General features: G+C 68.1%; 25 protein-coding genes. 15 read left to right on the forward strand and 10 right to left on the reverse strand.

What is annotated here, in order from left to right:
• Positions 1-15 precede the first annotated feature (15 nt).
• Positions 16-1,668, reverse strand: a complete 1,653-nt coding sequence (locus K8P63_RS02380) for an aminotransferase class III-fold pyridoxal phosphate-dependent enzyme (RefSeq protein WP_223798289.1) — start codon at positions 1,666-1,668, stop codon at positions 16-18.
• A gap of 33 nt (positions 1,669-1,701) precedes the next feature.
• On the opposite strand from K8P63_RS02380, the gene asd reads away from it, so the two are divergent.
• Together asd and K8P63_RS02390 are read left to right on the forward strand one after the other, a co-directional pair.
• The gene (gene asd, locus K8P63_RS02385; RefSeq protein ID WP_223798290.1) at positions 1,702-2,577 is read left to right on the forward strand and encodes an archaetidylserine decarboxylase; all 876 of its coding nucleotides are present in this window, start codon (positions 1,702-1,704) and stop codon (positions 2,575-2,577) included.
• A 63-nt stretch (positions 2,578-2,640) separates the two neighbouring features.
• On the forward strand, positions 2,641-3,798 hold the full coding sequence (locus K8P63_RS02390; RefSeq protein WP_223798291.1) for an aminotransferase class V-fold PLP-dependent enzyme: 1,158 nt from the start codon (positions 2,641-2,643) through the stop codon (positions 3,796-3,798).
• 217 nt (positions 3,799-4,015) lie between these two features.
• On the opposite strand, the gene K8P63_RS02395 is transcribed toward K8P63_RS02390, so the two are convergent.
• The 3 genes from K8P63_RS02395 to K8P63_RS02405 form a co-directional block, all read right to left on the reverse strand.
• A complete protein-coding gene (locus K8P63_RS02395) occupies positions 4,016-4,474 on the reverse strand; it encodes a hypothetical protein (RefSeq protein WP_223798292.1) in 459 nt (152 codons plus the stop codon).
• An 89-nt stretch (positions 4,475-4,563) separates the two neighbouring features.
• Positions 4,564-4,908, reverse strand: a complete 345-nt coding sequence (locus tag K8P63_RS02400; RefSeq protein WP_263282671.1) for a type II toxin-antitoxin system VapC family toxin — start codon at positions 4,906-4,908, stop codon at positions 4,564-4,566.
• A gap of 38 nt (positions 4,909-4,946) precedes the next feature.
• Positions 4,947-5,180, reverse strand: coding sequence for a type II toxin-antitoxin system Phd/YefM family antitoxin (locus K8P63_RS02405; RefSeq protein ID WP_223798294.1), 234 nt, complete (start codon positions 5,178-5,180; stop codon positions 4,947-4,949).
• A 350-nt stretch (positions 5,181-5,530) separates the two neighbouring features.
• On the opposite strand from K8P63_RS02405, the gene leuB reads away from it, so the two are divergent.
• The 3 genes from leuB to K8P63_RS02420 all read left to right on the forward strand — a co-directional run bounded on the left by leuB (position 5,531) and on the right by K8P63_RS02420 (position 8,891).
• Positions 5,531-6,607: a 3-isopropylmalate dehydrogenase gene (gene leuB, locus K8P63_RS02410; RefSeq protein WP_223798295.1), complete on the forward strand. Its 1,077-nt coding sequence runs from the start codon at positions 5,531-5,533 to the stop codon at positions 6,605-6,607.
• A gap of 233 nt (positions 6,608-6,840) precedes the next feature.
• Complete coding sequence (locus K8P63_RS02415) at positions 6,841-8,364, forward strand: catalase (RefSeq protein WP_223798296.1); 1,524 nt, start codon at positions 6,841-6,843, stop codon at positions 8,362-8,364.
• A 116-nt stretch (positions 8,365-8,480) separates the two neighbouring features.
• Positions 8,481-8,891 (forward strand): hypothetical protein, encoded by a 411-nt coding sequence (locus tag K8P63_RS02420; RefSeq protein WP_223798297.1) that lies wholly within the window; start codon positions 8,481-8,483, stop codon positions 8,889-8,891.
• 33 nt (positions 8,892-8,924) lie between these two features.
• On the opposite strand, the gene K8P63_RS20710 is transcribed toward K8P63_RS02420, so the two are convergent.
• Positions 8,925-9,656 carry an energy transducer TonB gene (locus tag K8P63_RS20710; protein WP_263282672.1) on the reverse strand — a complete coding sequence of 244 codons (732 nt, stop codon included), beginning with the start codon at positions 9,654-9,656 and terminating at the stop codon, positions 8,925-8,927.
• Positions 9,657-9,743: 87 nt separating this feature from the next.
• Positions 9,744-10,016: a hypothetical protein gene (locus K8P63_RS02430; protein ID WP_223798298.1), complete on the reverse strand. Its 273-nt coding sequence runs from the start codon at positions 10,014-10,016 to the stop codon at positions 9,744-9,746.
• Positions 10,017-10,206: 190 nt separating this feature from the next.
• Here K8P63_RS02430 and K8P63_RS02435 point away from each other — a divergent pair, with 190 nt between their 5' ends.
• The 6 genes from K8P63_RS02435 (at position 10,207) to K8P63_RS02460 (ending at position 15,998) form a co-directional block, all read left to right on the forward strand.
• Entirely contained in the window at positions 10,207-10,917 is a 711-nt protein-coding gene (locus K8P63_RS02435; RefSeq protein WP_223798299.1) for a response regulator, read from the forward strand.
• Positions 10,914-12,227, forward strand: a complete 1,314-nt coding sequence (locus K8P63_RS02440; protein ID WP_223798300.1) for an ATP-binding protein — start codon at positions 10,914-10,916, stop codon at positions 12,225-12,227. Before K8P63_RS02435 ends, K8P63_RS02440 begins: the two co-directional genes overlap by 4 nt.
• Before the next feature lie 106 nt (positions 12,228-12,333).
• The gene (locus K8P63_RS02445) at positions 12,334-13,026 is read left to right on the forward strand and encodes a carbonic anhydrase (RefSeq protein ID WP_223798301.1); all 693 of its coding nucleotides are present in this window, start codon (positions 12,334-12,336) and stop codon (positions 13,024-13,026) included.
• Positions 13,026-14,537: a SulP family inorganic anion transporter gene (locus K8P63_RS02450; protein WP_223798302.1), complete on the forward strand. Its 1,512-nt coding sequence runs from the start codon at positions 13,026-13,028 to the stop codon at positions 14,535-14,537. Before K8P63_RS02445 ends, K8P63_RS02450 begins: the two co-directional genes overlap by 1 nt.
• 157 nt (positions 14,538-14,694) lie before the next feature.
• The gene (locus K8P63_RS02455; RefSeq protein ID WP_223798303.1) at positions 14,695-15,537 is read left to right on the forward strand and encodes a TorF family putative porin; all 843 of its coding nucleotides are present in this window, start codon (positions 14,695-14,697) and stop codon (positions 15,535-15,537) included.
• Between the two features lie 83 nt (positions 15,538-15,620).
• Complete coding sequence (locus K8P63_RS02460) at positions 15,621-15,998, forward strand: hypothetical protein (RefSeq protein WP_223798304.1); 378 nt, start codon at positions 15,621-15,623, stop codon at positions 15,996-15,998.
• Between the two features lie 10 nt (positions 15,999-16,008).
• Here K8P63_RS02460 and arsC read toward each other — a convergent pair whose 3' ends face one another.
• Genes arsC through accB form a run of 3 tightly spaced genes read right to left on the reverse strand, consistent with a single transcriptional unit; the run spans position 16,009 to position 18,173 of the window.
• Entirely contained in the window at positions 16,009-16,344 is a 336-nt protein-coding gene (gene arsC, locus K8P63_RS02465; protein ID WP_223798305.1) for an arsenate reductase (glutaredoxin), read from the reverse strand.
• Positions 16,341-17,693, reverse strand: a complete 1,353-nt coding sequence (gene accC / locus K8P63_RS02470) for an acetyl-CoA carboxylase biotin carboxylase subunit (protein WP_223798306.1) — start codon at positions 17,691-17,693, stop codon at positions 16,341-16,343. The genes arsC and accC overlap by 4 nt, the downstream gene beginning before the upstream one ends.
• Before the next feature lie 6 nt (positions 17,694-17,699).
• Positions 17,700-18,173, reverse strand: a complete 474-nt coding sequence (accB, locus tag K8P63_RS02475; RefSeq protein WP_223798307.1) for an acetyl-CoA carboxylase biotin carboxyl carrier protein — start codon at positions 18,171-18,173, stop codon at positions 17,700-17,702.
• A gap of 114 nt (positions 18,174-18,287) precedes the next feature.
• Here accB and thiS point away from each other — a divergent pair, with 114 nt between their 5' ends.
• Together thiS and K8P63_RS02490 are read left to right on the forward strand one after the other, a co-directional pair.
• The gene (gene thiS / locus K8P63_RS02485; protein WP_317629338.1) at positions 18,288-19,307 is read left to right on the forward strand and encodes a sulfur carrier protein ThiS; all 1,020 of its coding nucleotides are present in this window, start codon (positions 18,288-18,290) and stop codon (positions 19,305-19,307) included.
• A gap of 73 nt (positions 19,308-19,380) precedes the next feature.
• On the forward strand, positions 19,381-22,179 hold the full coding sequence (locus K8P63_RS02490) for a M16 family metallopeptidase (RefSeq protein WP_223798308.1): 2,799 nt from the start codon (positions 19,381-19,383) through the stop codon (positions 22,177-22,179).
• Positions 22,180-22,201: 22 nt separating this feature from the next.
• Here K8P63_RS02490 and K8P63_RS02495 read toward each other — a convergent pair whose 3' ends face one another.
• Positions 22,202-23,032, reverse strand: coding sequence for a hypothetical protein (locus K8P63_RS02495; RefSeq protein ID WP_223798309.1), 831 nt, complete (start codon positions 23,030-23,032; stop codon positions 22,202-22,204).
• Positions 23,033-23,305: 273 nt separating this feature from the next.
• Between K8P63_RS02495 and K8P63_RS02500 the strand changes: the two genes are divergently transcribed.
• Together K8P63_RS02500 and K8P63_RS02505 are read left to right on the forward strand one after the other, a co-directional pair.
• On the forward strand, positions 23,306-23,929 hold the full coding sequence (locus tag K8P63_RS02500) for an energy transducer TonB (protein ID WP_317629339.1): 624 nt from the start codon (positions 23,306-23,308) through the stop codon (positions 23,927-23,929).
• 76 nt (positions 23,930-24,005) lie between these two features.
• Positions 24,006-24,776, forward strand: coding sequence for a MotA/TolQ/ExbB proton channel family protein (locus K8P63_RS02505; RefSeq protein WP_223798311.1), 771 nt, complete (start codon positions 24,006-24,008; stop codon positions 24,774-24,776).
• Positions 24,777-24,850: the final 74 nt, after the last annotated feature.

The raw sequence follows: 24,850 nt of genomic DNA on the forward strand, positions 1-24,850 counted from the left end.
GGCTGGGTTAGCGGATCAGGCGCGGCCGAGCCGCTTCGCCAGCATCTCGCGCAGGATGGTGCGGCGGACGAGCTTGTTGGTGATGCCATCCGCATGCCAGAACCAGCCGTCCGCCTGCATCGCCGTGGCGGCGGCGACGAACCGCTCGACCACCGCCGCGAAATCGGCGTCGCTGTAATTCAGGCTGAAGATGATGCGGCCCGAGCCGACCCAGCTCAGCGCCAGCCCCTCGGCGCGGAGATAATATTGCAGCATCCAGTTATAGCGCGAGGGCGCGTCGTACAGCACCGTCCAGATCGACGAGAGGTTGGCGACGCGCACCGGCAGCCCGGCCTCGCCCAGCGCCGCGTTGAGCAACGCCGCGCGCCCATTCCAGCGCTCGTCGAGCCCGTCGTACAGCGCCGCGGTCGCCGGCTCCTCGATGCGCCGCAGGAGGGCGTTCATCGCGGCGATGATGTAGGGATGCGCGTTGAACGTGCCGCGCGCGAAGCAGATGTCGGCGGGCCGATCGGGGCGGAAGCGCTTCATCAGCGCCGCCTTGCCGCACAGCACGCCCACCGGCAGCCCGCCGCCGAGCGTCTTGCCGTAGGTGACCAGATCGGGCCTGATCCCGAAATATTCGGCGGCGCCGCCCTTGGCGAGGCGGAAGCCGGTGAACACGTCGTCGAGGATCAGGACGATGCCGCGCTCGGCGCAGACCGCCGCCAGCTGTGCCAGCCACGCCGCATAGGCCGCACGATCGACGCCCGCGCGCCGGCCGCCGTCGACCAGCGAGGAATCCGCCGGCGCGCCGCCATTGGGGTGCAAAGCCTGCAGCGGGTTGACCAGCACGCAGGCGATGTTGCGCCGGCTGCGCAGCGTGCGCAGCGTCCGCTCCGACATGTCGGCGAGCGTATAGGTGTTGTCGGCCGGGATCGGGTTGCCGATGCCCGGCTGCACGTCGCCCCACCAGCCGTGATAGGCGCCGGCGAAGCGGACGAGATGGGTGCGGCCGGTATGGTAGCGCGCCAGCCGCACCGCCTGCATCACCGCCTCGGTGCCCGACATGTGGAACGACACCTCGTCCATGCCGGACAGTGCGAGCAGCCGCGGCACGGTATCCGCCACCAGCGGGTGGAGCGACCCCAGCACCGGGCCGAGCGCGCCGGCATCGTCCACCGCCTGCGCGATCAGCTCCTTATAGGCGTCGGTGCCGAGCACGTTGACGCCGTAGGATCCGGTCAGATCGTAGAAGATATTGCCGTCGAGATCGGTCAGCGTCACCCCGTCCGAGCGCTCCATGAACGCGCCGACGCCCAGCCGCTCACGCACCAGCCGGCTAAACTGGAAGGGCACGCGATAGCTGCCGGTGAATTGCAGGTCGGACAGGCCGGGGCGCGTCTCGGCGGTCAGCGCGCGGCTTTTGGGGTAACGCGCGGCGAAGGTGGCCGACAGGCGCTCGAACGCCGCCTCGCGCTGCCGGGCGATGGCGTCGGGTGCGCCGTCGGCACGGAAGAAATGGTCGGCATCGTAATCGATCGCGGGTATCTGGCCGGCGATGCGCTTGGCCCAGCGGACATGACCGGTAAGCGAGCCATGCTTCGAGCGCGAAAGGATCAGGCGACGACGGGCGGCCGGCGCGCCGAGCCCGATGGCGCCGGCGGCGAGAAAAGCGAAAATGGGCGACATTCAGCCCCTCTAGGCGGATTGTGACACGACTTTATGACATTGCGTAGCATGGTCGGGCGGCTCGCGCTCGACGAAGACCTCAATTTCCTCCTCACCAACCGCATCCCGCGGCGGCTGGCGACGCGGCTGGTCGGCTGGCTCAGCAAGATCGAGCAGCCATTGGTGGCGCAGGGCTCGATCGCGGTGTGGCGGCTCTTCTCCGACGTCGACCTGTCCGATGCCGCGACGACGCGCTTCCGCAGCATGCACGATTGCTTCACCCGCAGCCTGCGGCCGGGCGCGCGTATCGCCGATCCCGATCCGGACGTGCTGGCGAGCCCGTGCGACGCGATCGTCGGCGCACACGGCCCCATCGAGGGCTGCGAGATCCTGCAGGTGAAAGGCTTTCCCTATCGCCTCGCCGAGCTGCTCGGCGACGATGCGGCGGCGGCGCCCTTCCTCGGCGGCCGCTACGTCACGCTGCGGCTGACGGCGGGCATGTACCACCACTTCCACGCGCCGCACGATCTGTCGGTCGAGCGGGTCGATTATATCAGCGGCGACTGCTGGAACGTGAACCCGATCGCGCTCAAGCGGGTCGAGCGACTGTTCTGCCGCAACGAGCGCGCGGCGGTGCTGACCCGGCTGGACGACGGCACGCCGCTGATGCTGGTGGCGGTGGCGGCGGTGCTGGTGGCGAGCATCCGCCTGACCTTCCTCGATACCGAGCAGACGGTGCGCGAGCGCGGCAGCTTCAGCGCGAACCCGGCGGCGCGGCTGGCGAAGGGGGCGGACATGGGCTGGTTCGAGCATGGCTCGACCATCGTCATGCTGGCCCCGCCCGGCTGGGCGTTCGACGATGCGATCATCGAGGGGCAGCGCATCCGCGCGGGCGCGGCGTTGATGCGGCGGCAGCCGGCTTGCGCCTGACGGGCTTTGTCTTCCATTGAGGGGGTGCCGCCGATCCGCCGCGGCGCCTGCCGGGAGCTTGCCTTGACTCCGCCGTTCGACGTCGCCGCCTTCCGCGCCCATTTCCCGTCGCTCGATCATCTGGTCTACCTCAACAGCGGCTCCTACGGGCTGCTGGCGAACGAGGTGCGCGCGGGGTTCGACGCCTATCTCGATCGGCGCGTGGCGAAGGGCGCCGATTGGCCGGGCTGGGTCGGCGAACTGGAGGCGCTGCGCGCCACGGTCGCGCGGCTGCTCGGCGCCGATCCGGACGAGATCGCGATCACGGCATCGGCGACCGGCGGCTACAATTCCATCGCCAGCGCGCTGGACTTCACCAATGGCCGCGACACGATCCTCGTCACCGACGCCGATTTCCCGACCGGCGCGCAGATCTGGCACGCGCAGGAGCCGGCGGCGCGCGTGATCCACGTGGCGGAGGATGGCGACGCGCCGGTCTCGGCCGAGGCGGTGGCGGCGCTGATCGATGAGCGCACCGCGATCGTGGCGCTGTCGCACCTCTGCTACCGCCACGGCGCGCGCCTGCCCGATGCCACGATCCGCGCGATCGTCGATGCGGCGCACGCCAAGGGCGCGCTGGTGCTGCTCGACAGCTACCAGATCGTCGGCACGACGCCGATCGACGCGCCGGCGCTCGGCGTCGACATCCTCGTCGGCGGCATGCTCAAATATCTGCTCGGCACGGCGGGCGTCGGCTTCCTCTACGTGCGGCGGCCGGTGGCCGAACGGCTGCGCCCGCGCAGCTCGGGCTGGTTCGCGCAGGCCGACGTCAACGCGATGGACATCCACGCCAACGATCCCAGCCCGAGCGCACGCCGGTTCGAGGCGGGCACCCCGCCCGTGCCGAGCCTCGCGCCCGCGCGCGCGGGGATCGAGCTGGTGCTCGACGCGGGCGTCGACGCGATCGAGGCGCAGGTCCGCGACACGACGCGCTACCTGATGGATGCGCTGGACGCGGCCGGGATCGCCTTCACCAATCCGCGCGACGACGATGCGCGCGGGCCTTTGGTGTCGATCCCGTCGACCGACGCGCCGGCTTTGGTGGCGGCGCTGGCCGATCGCAACATCGTCGTCTCGAGCCGCGACGGCCGCATCCGCGCGGGCTTCCACGCCTACAATCATCGCGCGGATGCGGATGCGCTGCTGGCGGCGCTGAAGGATTTAAGCGCGCTGCTGCCCTAGCTCCTGCAACCTTCCGTACCGGCAAAAGCGGGATTCCGGCTCAAGGCCGGGATGACGGAGCGGTGGCGGATTTCATCTCAAGGCGGGTGCCCCACTCCACCGTCACCCCGGACTTGATCCGGGGTCCAGCTTGTTACCCTAGGTTTCAAGAGTAGCCAGATCCCAGATCCAGTCTGGGAGAATGGTGTCTGCTAACGCCCCAGGAGCCGACCTTCGCTCATTGCAGCCGTTGAGGCTGCGGGCCGATCAAAATAAGAGTGAAGAGCACGGCGCTGAAGCCGAGCGCCACAACGAGCCCGAACACCATTTGTTGACGCACCGCTCGTTGATGCACAGTTTCGACCCGATAGGATGCAATCAGGGCCGTCAGCACTACAATGGCGTCGGGTAGCGCGAAGATCATGAGTTCGCCGCGTGAAGCAGAACGAGACACGATTGGCGTGAAGAATATAGCGAGATTAATCAATGCCGAGGCGACAAGGCCGATCTTTGGCCATTGCTCCGTGGGGTAGTCTCGTTGCAATTTGAAGATGAAAATCAAGCAAGCAATCGCGCAGCCAACTCGATAGCTTGTGTCAAAGGCAATTCCTGCGTCATTTTCGAGCGCAATACCAATGGCGACCGCGCCAATGATGCCACCAAACGCCAGCGCGAGGCGCTTGAAATAAGTGCGCACATTCGCTCTCCCCCCGTCAACACCGCCGCCCAGATAGTCGCATCAGTGCTGTCGGGGAATGTCCGCTAACCACCAAACGGCGACCTCGGCTACCAGATCCGGTTGACCCCGAAGGCGTCGAACAACGCCTCGTTCGAGACCAGCGGGCAATTTTCTACGAGCGACTGCGCGATCAGGAAGCGGTCGAACGGATCCTTGTGCGCGATCCGGAGATTGCCGGCCGTTGCGGCATGGGCGATCGAAATCGGCATCTCGATAAAATCCTGGTCGCTCAGAAACTGCGGCAGGTTCGTCGCGAGCAACCCGGCGTCGGGGAGTTTGCCCAAGCGGTGCTTGGTGCTGATTTCCATCGCCGACGCGGCGCTCACGAAGATGCGATTATCCTCGTCCGCGATCAGCGCACGCGCTTCCTCTCCGAGCGCGTCGTCGCCCACCAGCCACCAGATCAATGCATGCGTATCCAACAGGAGGTTCATTCGCCGCCCCACGCCGACAGTTCGTCGTCGGGCAGCGGGTCTTCGAAACGGGCGTCGATGGCGATCCTGTCGCGCAGCGCGCCGAAGCGGCGCTTGCCCGGCGCGTTGACCGGGACCAGCCGCACCGCCGGCACCGCGCCCCGGGCAATGACGACCTCGCCCCCGGCGATTGCTTCTGCGATCAGTTTCGAAAGGTTCGTCTTCGCTTCGTGCACGGTGAAGATCGTCATCCTCAATCTCCTTAGCTACGATATTAGCTAAGCGAGCCAAGCGGTCAATGCTCCCCTTGAATGTTCTTTATATGTTCCTATATCGCGATTTTGCGCAGCTGGGAGCCGTCGATGATCCGCAACGCCATCGCCCGCCATGATCTTTCGCCGCGCCGTAAAGGCCGTCATCGTGCGGCGCCCGGCCATGCTGTCGCCGGTCTCCGCGGCCGCGGGGCACCGCGCAGGGAACCGCACCCACCCCTGACGTAGCGTCACCTTTGTCACCTTCCGCGCGCCGCGGCCGCCACCTCCGGCCTTGACGACGCGGCGCCCGCGCCGGATGGGCGGCACCGCATTCGAGGAAGAGACCCATGACGAAGACGCTCCTGCTCCTGCCCGGCGACGGCATCGGCCCGGAAGTGACGGCGCAGACCGTCCGCATCATCGAGCGCCTCAACGCCGAGGCCGGGCTCGATCTGGCGACCGAGACGGCGTTGTTCGGCGGCGCCGCGATCGACGCGACCGGCGTGCCGATCGAGGAGGCGACGATCGCGCGCGCGCAGGCGGCCGATGCGGTGCTGATGGGCGCGGTCGGCGGGCCGCAATGGGCGGCGACCGCGTTCGACGTGCGCCCCGAAGCGGGCCTGCTCAAGCTGCGCGGCGCGATGAACGTCTTCGCCAATCTGCGCCCGGCTTTGTGCTTCCCCGCGCTGGCCGACGCCTCGACGCTCAAGCGCGAGCTGATCGAGGGGCTCGACATCATGTTCGTGCGCGAGCTGGTGGGCGGCGTCTATTTCGGCAGCCCGCGCGGCATCGAGGATATCGGCGGCGGCAAGCGGCGCGGGTTCAACACGCAGAGCTACACCACTGACGAGATCGTACGCGTCGCGCGCGTCGGCTTCGAACTGGCGCGCGCGCGCACCGGCCGGCTCTGCTCGGTCGAGAAGGCGAACGTGATGGAATCGGGCCTGCTGTGGCGCGAAGAGGTGACCAAGCTCGGCGCGTCCGATTATCCCGACGTCCAACTCAGTCACATGTATGCCGACAATTGCGCGATGCAGCTCGTCCGCGCGCCCAAGCAGTTCGACGTGATCGTCACCGACAATCTGTTCGGCGACATCCTGTCCGATGCGGCGGCGATGCTGACCGGCTCGCTCGGCATGTTGCCCTCGGCGGCGCTGGGCGAGGCGGGACGGCCCGGCCTGTACGAGCCGATCCACGGCTCCGCGCCCGACATTGCCGGGCAGGGCATCGCCAACCCCTGCGCGTCGATCCTCAGTTTCGCGATGGCATTGCGCTCGAGCCTCGGCCGGCCCGATCTGGCCGAGCGGGTCGAGGGGGCAGTCGCGGCGACGCTGGAGGCGGGTTACCGCACCGCCGATCTGGCCGGCGGCACGCAGCGCGTCGGCACGGCGGCGATGGCGGATGCGGTGCTGGAGCGGCTGTAGGGCCGTCGCCTCTCTCACCCGTCATCCCCGCGCAGGCGGGGATCCATATGCCGGGTGGTCGCGGATGAACTGCATCGGCTGAGGCAATGGATTCCCGCCTGCGCGGGAATGACGCGGAGGTAGGGGACGAACCCTCGCTGATCGCTGTTTCCGCTTTCTGTGACCGCGACAAGCAATTGGCTCGATCACCGGGCGTCGCCCTAAACGGGGGCAACGCCAGAGGAGCAGCGTCCATGAGCCAAGGTAAGAATCGTCCAACGCTGACCACGTCCGCCGGTGCACCGGTCGGCGACAATCAGAACAGCCTCACCGTCGGCGAGCGCGGGCCGCTGCTGCTGCAGGATTATCAGCTGATCGAGAAGCTGACCCACCAGAATCGCGAGCGCATTCCCGAGCGCGTCGTCCACGCCAAGGGCTGGGGCGCGCACGGCACGCTCAAGATCACCTCGACCGAGGTGGCCAAATATACCAACGCCAAGCTGTTCAACCAGCTCGGCAAGGAAACGCCATTGTTCCTGCGCTTCTCGACCGTCGCCGGCGAGCAGGGTGCTGCGGATGCCGAGCGCGACGTGCGCGGCTTCTCGATCAAATTCTACACCGAGGACGGCAATTGGGATCTGGTCGGCAACAACACGCCGGTCTTCTTCGTGCGCGATCCGTACAAATTCCCCGATTTCATCCGCACGCAGAAGCGCCATCCGCGCACCAATTTGCGCTCGCCGACGGCGATGTGGGATTTCTGGTCGCTCTCGCCCGAATCGCTCCATCAGGTGACGATCCTGATGTCGGATCGCGGCCTGCCGGTCGGCCCGCAATATATGAACGGCTATGGCAGCCACACCTTCTCGTTCTGGAACGACGCGGGCGAACGTTACTGGGTGAAGTTCCACTTCAAGACCCAGCAGGGCCATAAGTTCTACACGAACGAGGAGGCCGGCGAGGTCATCGGCAAGAGCCGCGAAAGCTATCAGGAAGAGCTCTACACCGCGATCCACGAGGGCAATTTCCCCAAGTGGACGATGTACGTGCAGATCATGACGGTCGAGCAGGCCGATGCGAGCGAGTTCAACCCGTTCGACCTGACCAAGGTGTGGCCGCATGCCGATTTCCCGCTGATCGAGGTCGGCGTGCTGGAGCTCAACCGTAATCCGGAGAATTATTTCGCCGAGGTCGAGCAGGTGGCGATGAGCCCGTCGAACGTCGTCAAGGGCATCAGCTTCTCGCCCGACAAGATGCTGCAGGCGCGCATCTTCTCCTATGCCGATGCGCACCGTTATCGGTTGGGTACGCATTACGAGGCGCTGCCGATCAACCAGCCCAAGTCGCCGGTGAACCATTATCACAAGGACGGCCTGCTCCGCTTCTTCGCCGACAACGGCAATCCGGAGGCCTATTACGAGCCGAACAGCTTCGACGGGCCGGCGGAGGATCCCTCCTATCTCGAGCCGCCGCTGCCGGTGAGCGGCGTCGCCAAGCGCTACAACCATCGCGAGGGCAATGAGGATTTCAAGCAGCCGCGCGCGCTGTGGGCAATGTTCTCCGATGCGGAAAAGGGCCGCCTCTACAGCAACCTCGCCGCCGCGATGCACGGCATCCCGCAGTTCATCATCGATCGCCAGCTCGGCCATTTCGAGCAGATCGATCCGGCCTATGCGCAGGGGGTGCGCGACGCGCTCGCCCATATGGACAAGGCGCACGAAAAGCAGGCGACCCAGAAAGACGTCGATCGCATGGCGCTCCCCCAGCAGGCCGAGTGATCGACGCGGGTCGGCGCGCTTCCCCCCGGGCGCGCCGGCCGTCATCGATCGTTACGGGAGCGGCGCAACCAGATGGGTGGCGCATCGTTACGGAGGCTCCACTAATGGAGCCGATCATGAAGACCATGTTTGCCGCACTCGCCGTCGCGACCATCGCCACGGCCCCGCTGGCGCTCCCGGCCCCCGCCGTCGCGCAAAATTACAATCACGACCGCAGCTGGCAGGGCGATCGCGACGGCCAATGGGATCCGTCGCAGCATTATGACAATCGTCGCTACGGATCGCGCCGCCTGTCCGAGAATGACCGCGTCTATCGCGGCGGCGACGGCCGCTATTATTGCAAGCGCAGCAACGGCACGACCGGCCTCGTGCTCGGTGCGGTCGGCGGTGGCGTGCTCGGCAACGTGCTGGGCGGCGGAACGCTCGGCACCCTGCTCGGCGCGGGCGGCGGCGCGCTGCTCGGCAAGAACCTCGATCAGAACCACGATCGGGCGCAGAATCGCCGCAACGGCTATCGCTGCCAGTGATGCGAGCGGGCGCCCGTCATTATCGGCGGGCGCTCACCGCGCGTCGCGATCCTCGTCGGTCGCTGGATCGACGATCCAGCTGTGATTCTCGACGATCTGCGACGCGACCGGACGACCATCCTCGTCCAGTGACGGCCTGAAGCGGAACCGCTGCTGGATCAGGCGGCAGGTGAGCGCGTCGAGTTCGGCGCTGCCGCTCGTCGCCGTGACCAGGCAGTCGCTAACGCGGCCATCGACCTCCACCCGATAGCGCACGCCGACGGTGCCGCCGATGCGCGCACCGACCAGATCGTGCGGGTAATCGGCATTCTTGATGCGGCCGGATACGTGGCGCGGCGGCTCGCCTCCGTCGCCGTCGCCATTCCCATCGTCGCCGCTGCCACGGCCATTGCCGTTGCCGCCAGCACCAAAGCCCGGCCCGGCGCGGTCGGACGCGCCCGACGATGCCGCCGCGCCGGGGCCGGCGATCGGCGCGGCCACGATCACCGGCGGCACGATATGCGCGACCGGCGGCTGGACGAGCGCGGTTGGGATCGCCTTCAGGTTGGGCGGCGACGCCTTGCCGGCGTGGGCATGGGTGCGCGGCCGTTCGACGGCGAGCGGGGGCGGCGGCCTGGGCGCGGTGACGTCGAACGTGGCGGTGGTCTGTTCGACCGGCACCGCCCGGTGCGTCGTCAGCCCGAACAGCAACGCCGCCGCCAGCAGCACGTGCACCGCCACCACGGCGGTGCCGGCCGTCAGTCGATTGGGGGCGGAAGCAGCCACGATCGCGATTCCTGCGAAGCTCCTGGGAGGGAGCGACGTAGAAAGCGCGCCGCCAGGTTCAAGGGCGCGGGGCGGTGGCCGCCCGCGTCACTCGGCGCGTTCGGCCCCCTTCGGCAGGTCGGCGCGGGCCACTTCCACGTCGGCGCAGGCACGCGGGAAGGCGTGCAGGCCGTAGGTGGGCAGCTTGCCCGCCGGGATCGAATGCATGGTCTTGCCGCAGGCCGGCGCTGCGCTTGCGACGCGCATCACCTTGTGCGGGCTGCGGCCCGAAAGCGGTCCGGTGGCATCGCTCGCGACGAGCGGCTGCGCGACGAGCGGGGCGGCGAGGCTCGCGGCGGCGAGCAGGACGAAAAGGCGCACGGAACATCTCCTGAGTTTGATGCGATACCAGCTAGGATCGCGACCTTGCTCGCCAGTCGCCCCTTTGTAAGAAAGCGTTTCGCCTGCTTGGTGCGGGTATCTGCCAATCCCTAGATGAGCCTCGCGCCCATTGCGGGCGTCCGTTTCAGGAGCAGTTCTTGCCTTACGTCACCATCGCGATCGGCCTGTCATGACCGCGCCCGTCATCATTCTGGTCGAAGACGATCCGGCGCTGCGCACGCTGACGACGCGCGCGCTGCAGGAGAATGGCTATGTCGTCCGCCCGTGCGGATCGGCACCCGAAATGTGGCAGGCGCTGAAGACCGGCACCGCCGATCTGGTGCTGCTCGACATCATGCTTCCGGGCACAAGCGGCATCGATCTGTGCCGCTCGCTGCGCAAAGACAGCGAGGTGCCGATCATCTTCATCAGCGCCAAGGGATCGGAGACCGATCGCGTGATCGGGCTGGAGCTTGGCGCCGACGATTATCTGGCCAAGCCGTTCGGCACGCGCGAGCTGGTGGCGCGGGTGCGCGCGGTGCTGCGCCGTGGCGGGGTCGAGCGCGCACAGACCGAGCGGGCGCGTGGCATCCTCACGTTCGACGGCTGGACGGTCAGCCTGCCGCGCCGCGAGCTGACCTCGCCCAGCGGCGGGGTCATCGACCTGACGGGCGCCGAATTCGATCTGCTGGTGACATTGCTCGATCACGCCCAGCGCGTGATCGCGCGCGAGCGGCTGATCGAATTGTCGCGCACGCGGCTGGGCGACAGTTCGGATCGCTCGATCGACGTGCTGGTCAGCCGGCTGCGTCGCAAATTGTCGAGCGCCGGCAAGGATGCGCCGATCATCACCGTGCGCGGTGTGGGCTATATGCTGAACGCGCCGGTCGAGCGGAAGTGATCGTCCGGCGGGTGCTGTCGATCGGTCTGCTCGGCCGCCTGCTCGCGATCTTCCTCCTGATCGTCGGAATCGAGTTTGTCGGCAGCGCGTGGCTGTACGAGCGATCGAGCCGCGCGCTGATCCGCGATGATGAGGCGCACCGGCTGGCCGAGCACCTGATGATCGCGCGCACCCTGCTCGACGGGCAGCCGTCGGCCGCGCGCCCGGCGATGGCGCACCGCCTCACCACCAATCGCTATGCGATCGGCTGGACCGGCGGCGGCGCGCTGCCGATGGTCGGCGGCGCCGAACTCGCGGACATGCGTGGCAAGGTGCTGCGGTGGGAGCCGACATTGACCGCCGGCGACCTGCGCATGGGGCTGGTCGCGGCCGGCCGCGTGCCCCGGATCGTCGGCGCAATGCGCCTGTCGGACGGAAGCTGGGTGCGGTTCGGTGCGGCCGCGCCGGGCAGCGGCGATGGCCTGACGCTGCATCGGATCGTCATCGCCTTGCTGCCTGCGGCATTATTGCTGCTGGTCGGCGTATTCCTGTTCCGCCACACGCTGCGCCCGATGGGGATGCTGGCGCGCGCGGCGCAGCGGATCGGCAATGGCAAGAGCGTTACCCTGCCCGAATCGGGCCCGCGCGAAGTGCGCCGGGTGATCCACGCCTTCAACGCGATGCAGACGCGCATCCACCAGCTCATCTCCGAACGGACGCAGGCGCTGGCGGCGGTGGGCCACGATCTGCGCACCCCGCTCGCGCGGATGAAGCTGCGCTCCGAGGGGATCGCCGATTCCGCCACGCGCCGCGCCTTCGCGATCGACGTGACCGAGATGGAGGAGATGGTGACGTCGTTGCTCGCCTTCCTCGGCGGCGAGGACGATCCGGAGAAGCCGGTGTTGAGCGATATCGCAGTGCTTGCCGCGACGTTGGTCGACGACGCCACCGATCATGGGCGCGCCGCGACCTATGCCGGTCCGGATCATCTCGAGGCGGTGGTGCGCACGCTGTCGATCAAGCGCGCGCTCGGCAATCTGATCGAGAATGCGATCCATTATGGCCATGTCGCGCATGTCAGCGTGCTGGAGGAGGACGATCGCATCGTGTTGCGCGTCGAGGATGAGGGGCCGGGCATTCCGGAGGATCAGCTCGAAAGCGTCACGCGGCCATTTAGCCGGCTGGACTTCGCGCGGGCCCGCAACACCAAGGGGCTCGGCCTCGGCCTTGCGATCGTGACCAAGGCGGCGGCGCTGAACAATGGCGCGCTCATCCTCGCGAATCGGCCGGAGGGGGGCGTTCGCGCCGAGCTGCGCCTCCCGCGCGACTGACGCACGCCGACGCAATACTTCCTCACAGTCGCGCGGCACCGCAGCAAAACCGCGTCGCTAAATTCCGGTGCGTGGTGCCATGCGCACGTCCCCGGGAGTTTTTGCGATGAACGAGCTGATCGGCCGCGTCTTCAGCTTCGAGAAGAACACGTATCCCAACCAGAGCGAGCTTTACGGCAAGCTCGCGCGCGAAGGGCAGAGCCCCAAAGCGCTGATGATCTCCTGCGCCGATTCGCGCGTGGTGCCCGAGCATGTGATGCAGGCCGCCCCCGGCGACCTGTTCGTCTGCCGCAATGCGGGCAATATCGTCCCGCCGTTCGGTGACGCGATCGGCGGCGTCTCGGCCACGGTCGAATATGCCGTGATGGTGCTGGGCGTGCGCGACATCATCGTCTGTGGCCATTCGGACTGCGGCGCAATGAAGGGCCTCGCCGGCGATCCGGCCAAGCTGTCGGCGATGCCCAACGTCGCCGCGTGGATACGCCATGGCGACGCCGCGCGCGCGATCGTCGATTCGAGCTACCCCGATCTGTCCGATCATGATCGCGTCCACGCGATCAGCCTCGAGAACGTCGTCGCGCAGATCGCGCACCTGCGCACACATCCCTCGGTCGCCGCCGCGATCGCGCGCGGCGAGCTGGCGCTGCATGGCTGGTTCGTCGACATCCATGCCGGCCAGGTGCTGGGCCTCGACGGCGACACCGGGCGGTTCGTGCCGCTGCGCGAGGATGCGCCGTTGCCGGTGGCGCTCGCCGCCGGCCAGCGCTTCGCCGCCGATTTCGCGCTGGCGGCGGAGTGATGGGCGCTTTGCTGTCCCGCCTGAGCGGGGGCGGATCGCGTGACCTGACCGCGTCGATCGTCGTCTTCCTCGTCGCGATGCCGCTCTGCATGGGCATCGCCGTCGCCTCGGGCATGCCGCCCGAAAAGGGGCTGGTGACGGGCATCATCGGCGGCCTCGTCGTCGGCGCGCTTTCGGGCTCGCCGCTGCAGGTGAGCGGCCCGGCTGCCGGCCTCGCGGTGATCGTGTTCGAGCTGGTGCGCGACAAGGGCCTGTCGGCGCTCGGCCCGATCCTTATTATCGCCGGGCTGATCCAGGTCGTCGCCGGTATCTTCCGGCTCGGCGGCTGGTTCCGCGCCATCTCGCCGGCGGTCGTCCACGGCATGCTGGCGGGCATCGGCGTGCTGATCGTCGCCGGCCAGTTCCACGTGCTGTTCGACGCCAAGCCATTGCCCAGCGGCCTCGCCAACCTGTCGGCCATGCCCGAGCGGCTGCTCGGCCTCGACCCGACCAACATGGCGGGCGCGGAGGCGGCGTTCGCGATCGGCCTGCTGACGATCGTCGCGATGCTGGGGTGGGAGAAGCTCCGTCCCGCTTCGATGCGGTTGGTGCCCGGCGCGCTCGTCGGCGTCGCCGCCGCGACGCTCGCCGTGTTCGCGACCGGCCTCGGCGTGACGCACGTCTCGGTGCCGAGCAACATCCTCGCGGCGATCGACCTGCCGGACGGCGGCATCCTCGGCCGCTTCGCCGACCCCGCAATCTGGGCGAGCGCGCTCGCCATCGCCTTCATCGCCAGCGCCGAGACATTGCTGTCGGCGGCGGCGGTCGATCGCATGCACGACGGCGTGCGTACCGACTATGACAAGGAACTGCGCGCGCAGGGCGTCGGCAACATGCTGTGCGGCGTCGCCGGCGCGTTGCCGATGACCGGCGTGATCGTGCGCTCGTCGGCCAACGTGCAGGCCGGCGCGGTCTCGCGCGCCTCGGCGATGCTGCACGGCGCGTGGATCCTCGGTTTCGTGGTGCTGATGCCGTGGCTGCTGCGCGAGATCCCGATGGCGGCGCTGGGCGGCATCCTCGTCGTGACCGGCTGGCGGCTGGTGAGCCTGCACCACGTCACCCACCTGTTCCGTCATTATGGCGCGCTGCCCGCGCTGGTGTGGGTGGCGACGCTGACGACGGTGGTGGCGAAAGATCTGCTGACCGGGGTGCTGGTCGGGCTCGCCCTGTCCTCGCTGGAGCTGCTGCCGCATCTGCGCCGCCTTCGCCTGGGCGTGCACGAGCGCCACGAGGAGGAGGAAAGCGCGATCGCGCTCCACGGCACGGCGACCTTCGTGACGCTGCCCAAGCTCACCCGTACGCTCGACGCGGTGCCGCATGGACGCCCGGTGCGACTGGACGTCGGGCGGCTCACCGGGATCGACCATACTAGCGCCGAGATGCTCAAGGACTGGCTGGCGCGCCGCCGCGCGGCGGGCACGCCGATCCGGGTCGACGGCGATACCGATCACCTCAAGGGGATCACCGCCTGAGCCGGCAACCTTTCCTTACCGTGGAGACACCCATCGGCAGGATCCCGTCGTCATGACGGGCTGCGTCCGGACCGACCGCCACCCGCTCAAATCCCTCCGAGTGAGAGCGGCGGCGGTTCGGATGCAGAGGAACGCCCACTCCAAGCAAGGGGGTTCCATGAACCTGACGATCAAGGCCGCACTGGCGGCCATATCAGCCTCGATCGCGCTTCCGGCCGCCGCGCAGGACATGCCCAAAGGCCCGATCAGCGTGTCCGGCTCGGCCGGCCTCGTCACCGACTATCGCTTCCGTGGCGTCTCGCAGAGCGACAACAAGGCCGCGATCCAGGGCGGCCTCACCGCCAGCCACGAAAGCGGGCTCTATGCGAGCTTCTGGGCGTCGAACCTCGCCGGCTGGGGTCAGTTCGGCGGCGCCAACATGGAGCTCGATCTGGTCGGCGGCTACAAGCTCAAGCTTGGCGGGGGCACGCTCGATGTCGGCCTCACCTGGTACATGTACCCCGGCGGATCGGACAAGACCGACTTTGCCGAGCCCTATGCGAAGCTGTCGGGTACGATCGGTCCGCTCAGCCTGCTCGGCGGTGTCGCCTACGCGCCCAAGCAGGAGGCGCTCGGCCGCTGGTACTATACCGGCGCCGATTCGGTCGCGGGCATCCCCAACGCGCCCGGCGACAAGAAGGACAATCTCTATCTGTGGGGCGATGCCAGCGCGGGCGTGCCCGGCACGCGCGCGACGGTGAAGGCGCATGTCGGCTATTCGCACGGCAATCGCGGCCTCGGCCCCAACGGCACCAGCGTCACCCCGACCGGCTCATATTGGGACTGGATGGCGGGGGTCGACTATGCGCTGATCGGCCCGGTGACGATCGGGGTCGCCTATGTCGATACCGACATCACCAAACGCGGTTCTGCCTATCTCCAGCCCAATTTCAGCCAGGTCAGCAACGGCAAGTCGATCGCGGGTGCACGCGCGGTCTTCTCGATCGGCGCAAGTTTTTGACGCGCCATCTTTTGTAACCGGCGGGAGAGAGAGCCGCATCATCGGCCACCCATCTTGGCGTCATCCAAGAAGAGGAGATGATGATGGCCCGTATGTCTTTCCCGTTCGCGTCGGTGTTCGTCGGCAGCGCCCTGCTGCTGGCGGCACCGCTCGCGGCGAATCCCTATCCCGCGCACACGACCGAGACGTTCCGCGATTTCGAGCACCATTATTCGGGCGCGGAGCAGATGGAGGTGGCGCGTGCGGCGCTCGATGCGCGCGTCCCCGCGGGCACGCCGGTGGCCGAGGCGCGCGCCACGCTGCGCAAGGCGGGCGCGACCTGCCGCGGCGCGACGTGCACCTACAACACGTTCGGCTCCAGCCACGACATGCGGCACAGCGTGCATTGGACGGTGAATCTCGATGCGCGCGAGGGCGCCGTCCACGGGCTCGACGTCCAGCGCGAGACCCGCGGCAGCTGAGCCGGTCGACCTACAGGATCTCGCGGATCGCCTCGGACGGCCGGCCGAGGCGGACGCCCTTGTCGGTCTCGACCAGCGGCCGCTCGATCAGGATCGGGTCGGCCGCCATGGCGTCGAGGATCGCTGCATCGTCCGCATCCTTCAGCGCCTTGGCGGCCGGCTCGGCCGTGCGCAGGCCGGCGCGCGGCGTCATGCCGGCGCGTGCGTAGAGCCGCGCCAGTTCGTCGCGCGTCGGCGGAGTCTTGAGATACTCCACCACCGACACGTCGGCGCCGGCATCGTGCAGCATCGCCAGCGCCTCGCGCGACTTCGAGCAGCGCGGATTGTGGTAGATCGTCGCCCTCACGCTTCCTGTTCGGCCAACCACCGCTCCAGCCACTTGATCGTATAGTCGCCGGCCTGGAATTCGGGATCGTCGACCAGCGCCTGATGGAGCGGGATGGTCGTCTTCACGCCCACGATCGCGAACTCTTCCAACGCACGCCGCAGCCGCCGGATCGCACCCGCACGCGTGTTGCCGTAGACGATCAGCTTGGCGATCATGCTGTCGTAATAAGGGGGGATACGATAGCCGGCGTACAGCCCGCTATCGACGCGCACGTTCATGCCGCCCGGCGCGTGATATTGCGTCACCGTGCCCGGCGAGGGGGCGAAGGTGCGCGGATCCTCGGCATTGATGCGGCACTCGATCGCGTGGCCGCGGAAGACCACGTCCTCCTGCCGCAGCGTCAGCGGATGGCCCTCGGCGATGCGGATCTGCTCGCGCACCAGATCGAGGCCGGTGATCGCCTCGGTCACCGGATGCTCGACCTGCAGCCGGGTGTTCATCTCGATGAAGTAGAACTGCCCGTCCTCGTAGAGGAACTCGATCGTGCCTGCACCGCGATAGCCCATGTCGGCCATCGCCTTCGAAACGATGCCGCCCATCTCGGCGCGCTGCTCGGCGCTGATGACGGGAGAGGGGGCCTCTTCCAGCACCTTCTGGTGGCGGCGCTGGAGCGAGCAGTCGCGCTCGCCGAGGTGGATGGCGTTGCCGTTGCCGTCGCCGAACACCTGGAACTCGATATGGCGCGGATCGCCGAGATATTTCTCCATGTAGACGGTCGCGTCGCCGAACGCCGCGGCTGCCTCGCTGCCGGCCTGCGCCATCAGCGTTTCAAGCTGGTCTTCCTCGGGCACGACCTTCATGCCGCGCCCGCCGCCGCCCGACGCGGCCTTGATGAGCACGGGATAGCCGATCTCGGCGGCGACGCGCTTGGCCTCGGCCAGCTCGGTCAGCGGGCCGTCGGAGCCGGGCACCAGCGGCAGGCCGAGCTTCGCGGCGGTCGTCTTCGCCTCGATCTTGTCGCCCATCGTGCGAATGTGCTCGGGCTTCGGCCCGATCCAGATCAGCCCGTGCGCCTCGACGATCTCGGCAAAGCGGGCATTTTCGGACAGGAAGCCGTAGCCAGGGTGGATCGCATCCGCGCCCGAAATCTCGGCTGCCGAGATCAAATTGGGGATGTTGAGGTAGCTGTCGGTCGCCGCGGGCGGCCCGATGCACACCGCCTCGTCAGCCAGCCGCACGTGCATCGCGTCGGCGTCGGCGGTCGAATGCGCCGCCACGGTGCGGATGCCCATTTCATGGCATGCGCGGTGGATGCGAAGCGCGATCTCGCCGCGGTTGGCGATCAGGATCTTCTTGATCTCGGGCAATGCGGTTTACTCGACCACGACGAGCGGCTGGTCGAACTCGACCGGCTGGGCATTGTCGACCAGGATCTGCGTGATCCGGCCGGCCTTGGGCGCGACGATCGGGTTCATCACCTTCATCGCCTCGACGATCAGCAACGTGTCGCCAGCGGCGACCGTCTTGCCAATCTCCGACAGCGCAGGGGCGCCGGGCGAAGCGGCGAGATAGACCGTGCCGACCATCGGCGAGCGAATCGTGCCCGGATTGTGGGCGGCCTCGACGGCGGGCGGTGCCGCCAACGGTGCCGCTGCAGCGAGGGGAGCGGGCGTTGCGACCTGCGCCATCGGCGCGGGCATGGGCGCGACCGTGACGGTCCGCGCGACGCGAATCCGCCGCTCGCCATCCTGCACCTCGATCTCGGTGAGGTTCGTATCGTCCAGCAGTTCGGCGAGTTGGCGGACGAGCGCCGCATCGACCTGCATTGAATTATTCGTTTCGGTCATCCAACGATGCCTTCTTGTTCAAACGCGCGCCAATGTCAGAGCTTGGCCGATCCGTCCAGCGCATCACGTATGAAGTCGGTTTCATCGTGCCGCGCAAATCCCTAGATGAGCCCCATGGCGACTCCCATCCACAGCGACGGCACCATCAGCATCATCGTCAACGGCGGGCATCAGCGCATCGCCGCTGGCGCGACGATCGCCGATCTCGCCAACCAGCTCGGGCTCGTGCCGGAGAAGGTGGCGGTCGAGCGCAATCTGGAGATCGTGCCGCGCTCCACGATCGCGCAGGTGTGCCTGGAGGATGGCGACGAGCTCGAGATCGTCCATTTCGTCGGCGGCGGCGATCATCCCGCGCCGGTGGCGGACGAGGATCGCTGGACGGTGGCGGGCCGCAGCTTTCGCTCGCGCCTGATCGTCGGCACCGGCAAGTACAAGGATTTCGCCCAGAACGCCGCCGCGCTGGAAGCGTCGGGCGCGGAGATCGTCACCGTCGCGGTGCGGCGCGTCAACGTCACCGATCGCAACGCGCCGATGCTGAGCGACTTCATCGATCCGAAGCGCGTCACCTATCTGCCCAATACCGCCGGCTGCTTCACCGCCGAGGATGCGATTCGCACATTGCGGTTGGCGCGCGAGGCGGGCGGCTGGGATCTGGTGAAGCTGGAGGTGCTGGGCGAGGCGCGCACGCTCTATCCCGACATGGTCGAGACGCTGCGCGCGACCGAGGTGCTGGCCAAGGAGGGCTTCCTGCCGATGGTCTATTGCGTCGACGATCCGATCGCGGCGAAGCGGCTCGAAAATGCCGGCGCGGTCGCGATCATGCCGCTCGGCGCGCCGATCGGCTCGGGACTCGGCATCCAGAATCAGGTGACGATCCGGCTGATCGTCGAAGGCGCGACCGTGCCGGTGCTGGTCGATGCGGGCGTGGGCACAGCATCGGACGCGGCGGTGGCGATGGAACTCGGCTGCGACGGCGTGCTGATGAACACCGCGATCGCCGAGGCCAAGGATCCGATCGCGATGGCGCGCGCGATGCGCCTGTCGGTGGAGGCCGGGCGCCTGGCCTATAAAGCGGGGCGCATGGGCCGCCGCCGCTATGCCGATCCGTCGAGCCCGCTCGCCGGTCTGATCTAGTTCAGCTTCGGCCGGCTATCCGGCCGCGCCATCTCGGGCGTTCTGCCCGCATATTCGGGGACCGTCGCCGTCCATGCTGAAGCCGCTGCTGCTTGCCTCCGCTCTCATTCTCACGACGCCGCTCGCCGCTGCGGCACCGGTCGTGCCGCCGCTCCAATATGTGCAGCGCACCTTGCCCAACGGCCTGCGCGTCTTCGCGATGCCGGACGCGGGCGGGACGACGGTGTCCGTGCAGGTCTGGTACAATGTCGGTGGCCGCGACGATCCGCGCGGGCGCTCGGGCTTCGCGCATCTGTTCGAGCATCTGATGTTCAAGGCGACGCGCGACATGGCGCCCGAGCAGATGATGCGCCTGACCGAGGATGTCGGCGGCGACATCAACGCGTCGACCGACGACGACTTCACCGAATATCACGAGGTCGCTCCCGCCAACCATCTCGAGCGGCTGCTGTGGGCCGAGGCCGAGCGGATGGGCAGCCTCGTCATCGACCAGGCGACCTTCGCCGCCGAGCGCGACGTCGTGAAGGAGGAACTGCGCGGCGATGCGGCGCGGCCCTATGACAGCCTGTTCCGGCTCGATCTGCCGGCGGCGAGCTATACCACCGCCTCCTATGCGCGTTCCCCCATCGGCAGCATCGCCGATCTCGACGCGGCGACGCTGGCGGACGTGCGCGCATTCCACGCCGATTATTACCGGCCCGACAATGCGATCCTGGTCGTCTCGGGCAATTTCGATCCCAAGCAATTGGACGCGTGGGTCGATCATTATTTCGCGCCGATCGCGAAGCCGGCGTGGCCGATCCCCCGCGCCGATCCGGCCGAGCCGCCGCGCACCGCCGCGCGTCGCTACACCGTGCATGCCGTCAACACGCCGCTGCCGGCGGTGCTGCTGAGCTGGCCGCTGCCGCCCGCGACCGATCCCGATCATGCCGCGATCGACGTCCTCGACGGCATCCTGTCGAGCGGGGAGAGCTCGCGGCTGTACCAATCGCTCGTCTATCGCGACCGTATCGCCGGCGAGACCGGCGTGATGGCGGACCTGCGCAAGGGCACCGGCATGATCACGGCCTATGCGCTGCTGACTGGCGGCAAGACCGTCGCCGAGGCCGAGGCGGCGCTGCGCCGCGAGATCGGCCGGCTGCGCGACGAGCCGGTCGCGGCCGAGGAACTGACGCGCGTCAAGAACCAGATCATCACCGGCGCCTTGAAGGCGCGCGAAACCGCCGAGGGCCGTGCGGGCACGCTCGCCAGCGACGTGATCCTCGAGAATGATCCGAACGCCAGCGATCGGCGCATCGCCGCGATCGAGGCAATCACCCCCGCCGACGTGCAGCGCGCCGCGCGTCGCCTGCTGGCGGACGACCGCGCGATCGTGATCGCGGATCTGCCCGCGACCGGCGACGTCGTCGACCAGACGATCGCGGTCGCATCGACCGTCCGCACCGCGCCCTTGATCGTGCCGCCGAACGCGCCGGTGCCGGTGCAGGCGGCTGCCGCGGATCGCATCCAGCCGCCGGCGCCCGGACAGCCGGTCACGCCGGCTTTGCCGGTGCCGGTCGAGCGCAAGCTTGCCAATGGCATGAAGCTGGTGGTGGTCGAGCGCCACGCCGTGCCGATCGTCACCGCATTCCTGGTGGCGCGCGGTGGCTCGTCGAGCGATCCGCAGGCCCGCGCGGGGCTGGCCGAACTCACCGCCGACGTGCTTACCAAGGGCACCGCCACGCGCTCCGCCACCGACATTGCGCGCACGATCGAGACGCTGGGCGGCGGCATCGGCGCCGACGCGACCCGCGACGGCATGTTCCTGCAGCTTACGGTCCGCACCGAGGCGCTGGCGCCCGCGCTGCGCGTCTTTGCCGACGTCGCGACCGCACCGGCCTTCCCGCAGGCCGAGATCGAGCGCGAGCGCGCCAAGCTGATCGACGGGCTGTCGATCGAATATACCACGCCCGGCTCGCTGGCATCGATGGTGGCGGCGCGCGCGCTGTATGGCGACGGGCCCTATGGCAAGCCGGCCAACGGCACGCCGCTCTCGCTCAAGCGAATCGCGCACGACGACATGGCTGCCGGCTATCGCGCCTGGTGGCGGCCGGATGCGGTGACCCTGGTGATGGTGGGCGACATCACGCCCGATCACGCCGCGGCCGAGGCCGAATCGCTGTTCGGCGGCTGGCACGCGCCCGCCACGGCAGTACCGGCGGCACCCGCCGCAGCAGCACTGCCTGCGCCGCGTACGATCGTCGTCGATCTCGCCCGCACGCCGCAGGCAGCGGTGTGGCTGGCCCGGCCGACGATCGCGCGAATCGACCCGCGTTATTATGCGATGACGGTCGCCAACGCGGCGCTCGGCGGCGGCTTCGGCTCGCGCCTGAACCAGGAGGTGAGGGTGAAGCGCGGATTGGCCTATGGCGCGAGCTCGTCATTCCAGGCGCGGCGCATGGCCGGCCCGCTGACGGTCGCGACCCAGACCAAGAACACGACCGTGCCGCAGGTGGTGACGCTGATGCGCGGCGAGATGGCGCGGATGGGCAGCGAATTGGTGCCGACGGCGGAACTCGAAGCGCGCAAGGCGACGTTGATCGGCGGATTCGGCCGCGCAACCGAGACGACCGACGGGCTCGCCGGTCTGACCGCCGGGCTCGTGCTGGAAGGCGCGCCGCTATCCGAGATTGCGCGCTATGCGCCGTCGGTCGCGGCAGTGACGGCGGAGCAGGTGCGCGCGGTCGCGGTCGACCTGATCGACCCCAAGGCCGCGAGCACGATCATCGTCGGCGATGCCGGCCAGTTTCTGCCGGCCCTGAAGGCGGCTGGCGTGACGCCGGAGGTGATTCCCGCCGCGACGCTCAACCTCGATAGCGCGACGCTGCGCTGAACCGGTCGACGATTTCGTCGAACTATCCGGCGTGGCGGCAGGGGCCGAGGCCGGTCAGCACCACCTGATAATCCGCGCGCGCCGCATCGGCATCCTCGGGCGACTGGCCGGTGACGGCGCCTTCCGGAAGGCGCTGCGGCAGTCCGCAGGCGAGCCGATACCAGAGCAGGCTGTCGGGCTTGGGCGGGGCCGCGCTGTCGTCGACCAGCTCGGTCAGCGCCACCGCCCAGCGCGGCCGCTCGCCCGGACGGCGCAGCACGTTGAGCGAGATCGGGCGACGATCGGCCGTCCGCAGGAAAATCTGCGTCTCGCTTTCGCCGGGGAGCGATCCCGCGACATGGAAGGCGCGTTGCACCCCCGTCACCTGCGGCGGTGCATCGGCCGCGACCGACGCCGTGAGAATCGAGCGCAGCCGCGCCTCGTTGTCAGGCGTGCGCGGCACCTGCGCGCGCGCGCCGACGAGCCGCAATTCGCCCGATCGCGCGGTCGGCGCGGCGAGCAGCAGCACCGGGACCGCTTTCAGCTTACGCTTCTTGTCGGTCGGCAGGTCGACCAGATAGCTCACCTGCGGCGGCAGGTCGGCGCGGCCGCTGACGAGCGCGCGCACGTCGGCATGGACGTAATAGCGTGTCTTGCCCGGTGGTACGTCGCCGGCCTCGGCCGGCTTCAGCGGCACCGCACTGACGATGTCCGCGGCGACGGCAAGCGGAGCCGCGAAGGCCATGTCGGCGAGTTCGACATAGCCATAGTCGTCGGTCAGGCCGCCATTAACCACGGGCGGCGGCGCAGCCGCGACCAAAGTCGTATATGCGAGCGCCGCGCCGAGCAGGCGCACGAGGGTAAGACGAGCCATAGGCAGGGTGTGCCATGGCCGCGGCCCGAACGACAAGCGCGCGATCGTATACGTAATCGTTAAAATGGGACGACAAAGGGTTTGCGCAACCGCCGAGGCCACGATAACAATGCACCCAGTTTCGTGCATCGGGACGCAAGAACCTGTCGCGAGCTACGAGCTACGAGCAAGGGCTGACTGGGGGTGCCCTTCCTCAGCGTGCCTATTACCGTCTGGAGGGAGTGACGTTCCTTAATGGCTTACGCTGATCAACCCGCAATGAGCCCGCGGAAAATGGCGGGCATTGCCTTCGTGGTCCTGTTCCACGCGCTAATCGGCTATGCCTTCATCACCGGTCTGGCTTTCAACGTCATCAAGAAAGCTGCGCAGGATCTGAAGGTCGTCGACGTTCAGGATCAACCACCGCCGCCTGAGCAGAAGCCGCCACCACCGCCGCCCGACCAGAAGGTCGAGCCGCCGCCAGTGGTTGCGCCGCCGCCGATCGTGCAAACCCCGGCGATTTCCGCGCCTGCGATCGTGTCGGTTCCGACGCCTCCGCCGGCTCCGGTGATCACGCCGGCCGCACCTCCGGCTCCGCCGCCGCCGCCACCGCCGGTGGTGTCCAAGGCTGCCGGTGCCAAGGGCGATCCGGCGCAGTGGATCACCAACGACGATTATCCGCCAGCCGCGCTGCGCGAGAATCGTGAGGGTGTGACCAAGATTTCCTGGCAGATCAACGAGCAGGGCAAGGTCGAGAATTGTCAGGTCACCGAATCGAGCGGTTCGCCCGACCTTGACGAGACTGCGTGCCGTCTGATCACCCGCCGCGGCAAATATTCGCCCGCGATGGACCAGTCGGGCCGGCCGATGCGATCGACCGCACAGCGCAACGTGCGCTGGGTGGTGCCGAAGGAATGACCCTCATGAGCGCCGGTCCGCAACCGGACCGGCGCTGATTGCCAACGAACCTTTTCGAAGAAGGACTAGCGCGACTATGACGACCCCAGCCGCCGGCGCTGCCGCAGCCAACTCCAATCCCTATGGCCTGATGGCCGCGCTCCACCAGGGCGGTGTTATCGCCTGGTCGGTGTTCATCATCCTCGTCATCATGTCGGCCGCGACGTGGTACATCATGTTCACCAAGCTGATCGAGCAGCAGAAGGTGCTCAATCAGGCGAAGCGCGTGCGCACCAATTTCTGGGGCACGCCCACGATCCGCGACGGCGTGAACAAGCTCGAGAAGAATTCGGCCTACCGCCAGATCGTCGACGACGGCCTGCTGGCGCAGGAGCAGCACACCAAGCTGATCGATCCGGTCGACCAGCATGAGTGGCTGCTGGGCAGCCTGTCGCGCTCGACCGCGGCGATCAACTCGAAGCTCGGCACCGGCCTCGCCGTGCTCGCGACGGTCGGTTCGACCGCACCGTTCGTCGGCCTGTTCGGCACCGTGATCGGCATCTACCGCGCACTCATCAAGATCGGCGCTGCCGGTCAGGCATCGATCGACGCCGTCGCCGGCCCGGTCGGCGAGGCGCTCATCATGACCGCGCTCGGCCTGATCGTGGCCGTTCCCGCGGTGCTCGGCTACAACTGGCTCGTTCGCCGCAACAAGGTCGTCGCCGAGCAGATCGGCGTCTTCGCCAACGACCTGCATGGCTACATGGTGTCGAACGGTGCGGTGCGCCCGCTGCTGGTCTCGGCCAAGGCCGCCACGCCGGTTCCCCCGGTCAAGACCGGCTCGGCCGCGATCAACCCCAAGGCGTAAGCTGATGGCGCGGGCGGGGCCGCAACGCCCCGCCCGCCGCTCCATCGCGGCGGCTGTTACCGTCACGACCAGAA

This window comes from Sphingomonas nostoxanthinifaciens (assembly GCF_019930585.1).
GTDB classification, from domain to species: Bacteria; Pseudomonadota; Alphaproteobacteria; order Sphingomonadales; family Sphingomonadaceae; genus Sphingomonas_I; species Sphingomonas_I nostoxanthinifaciens.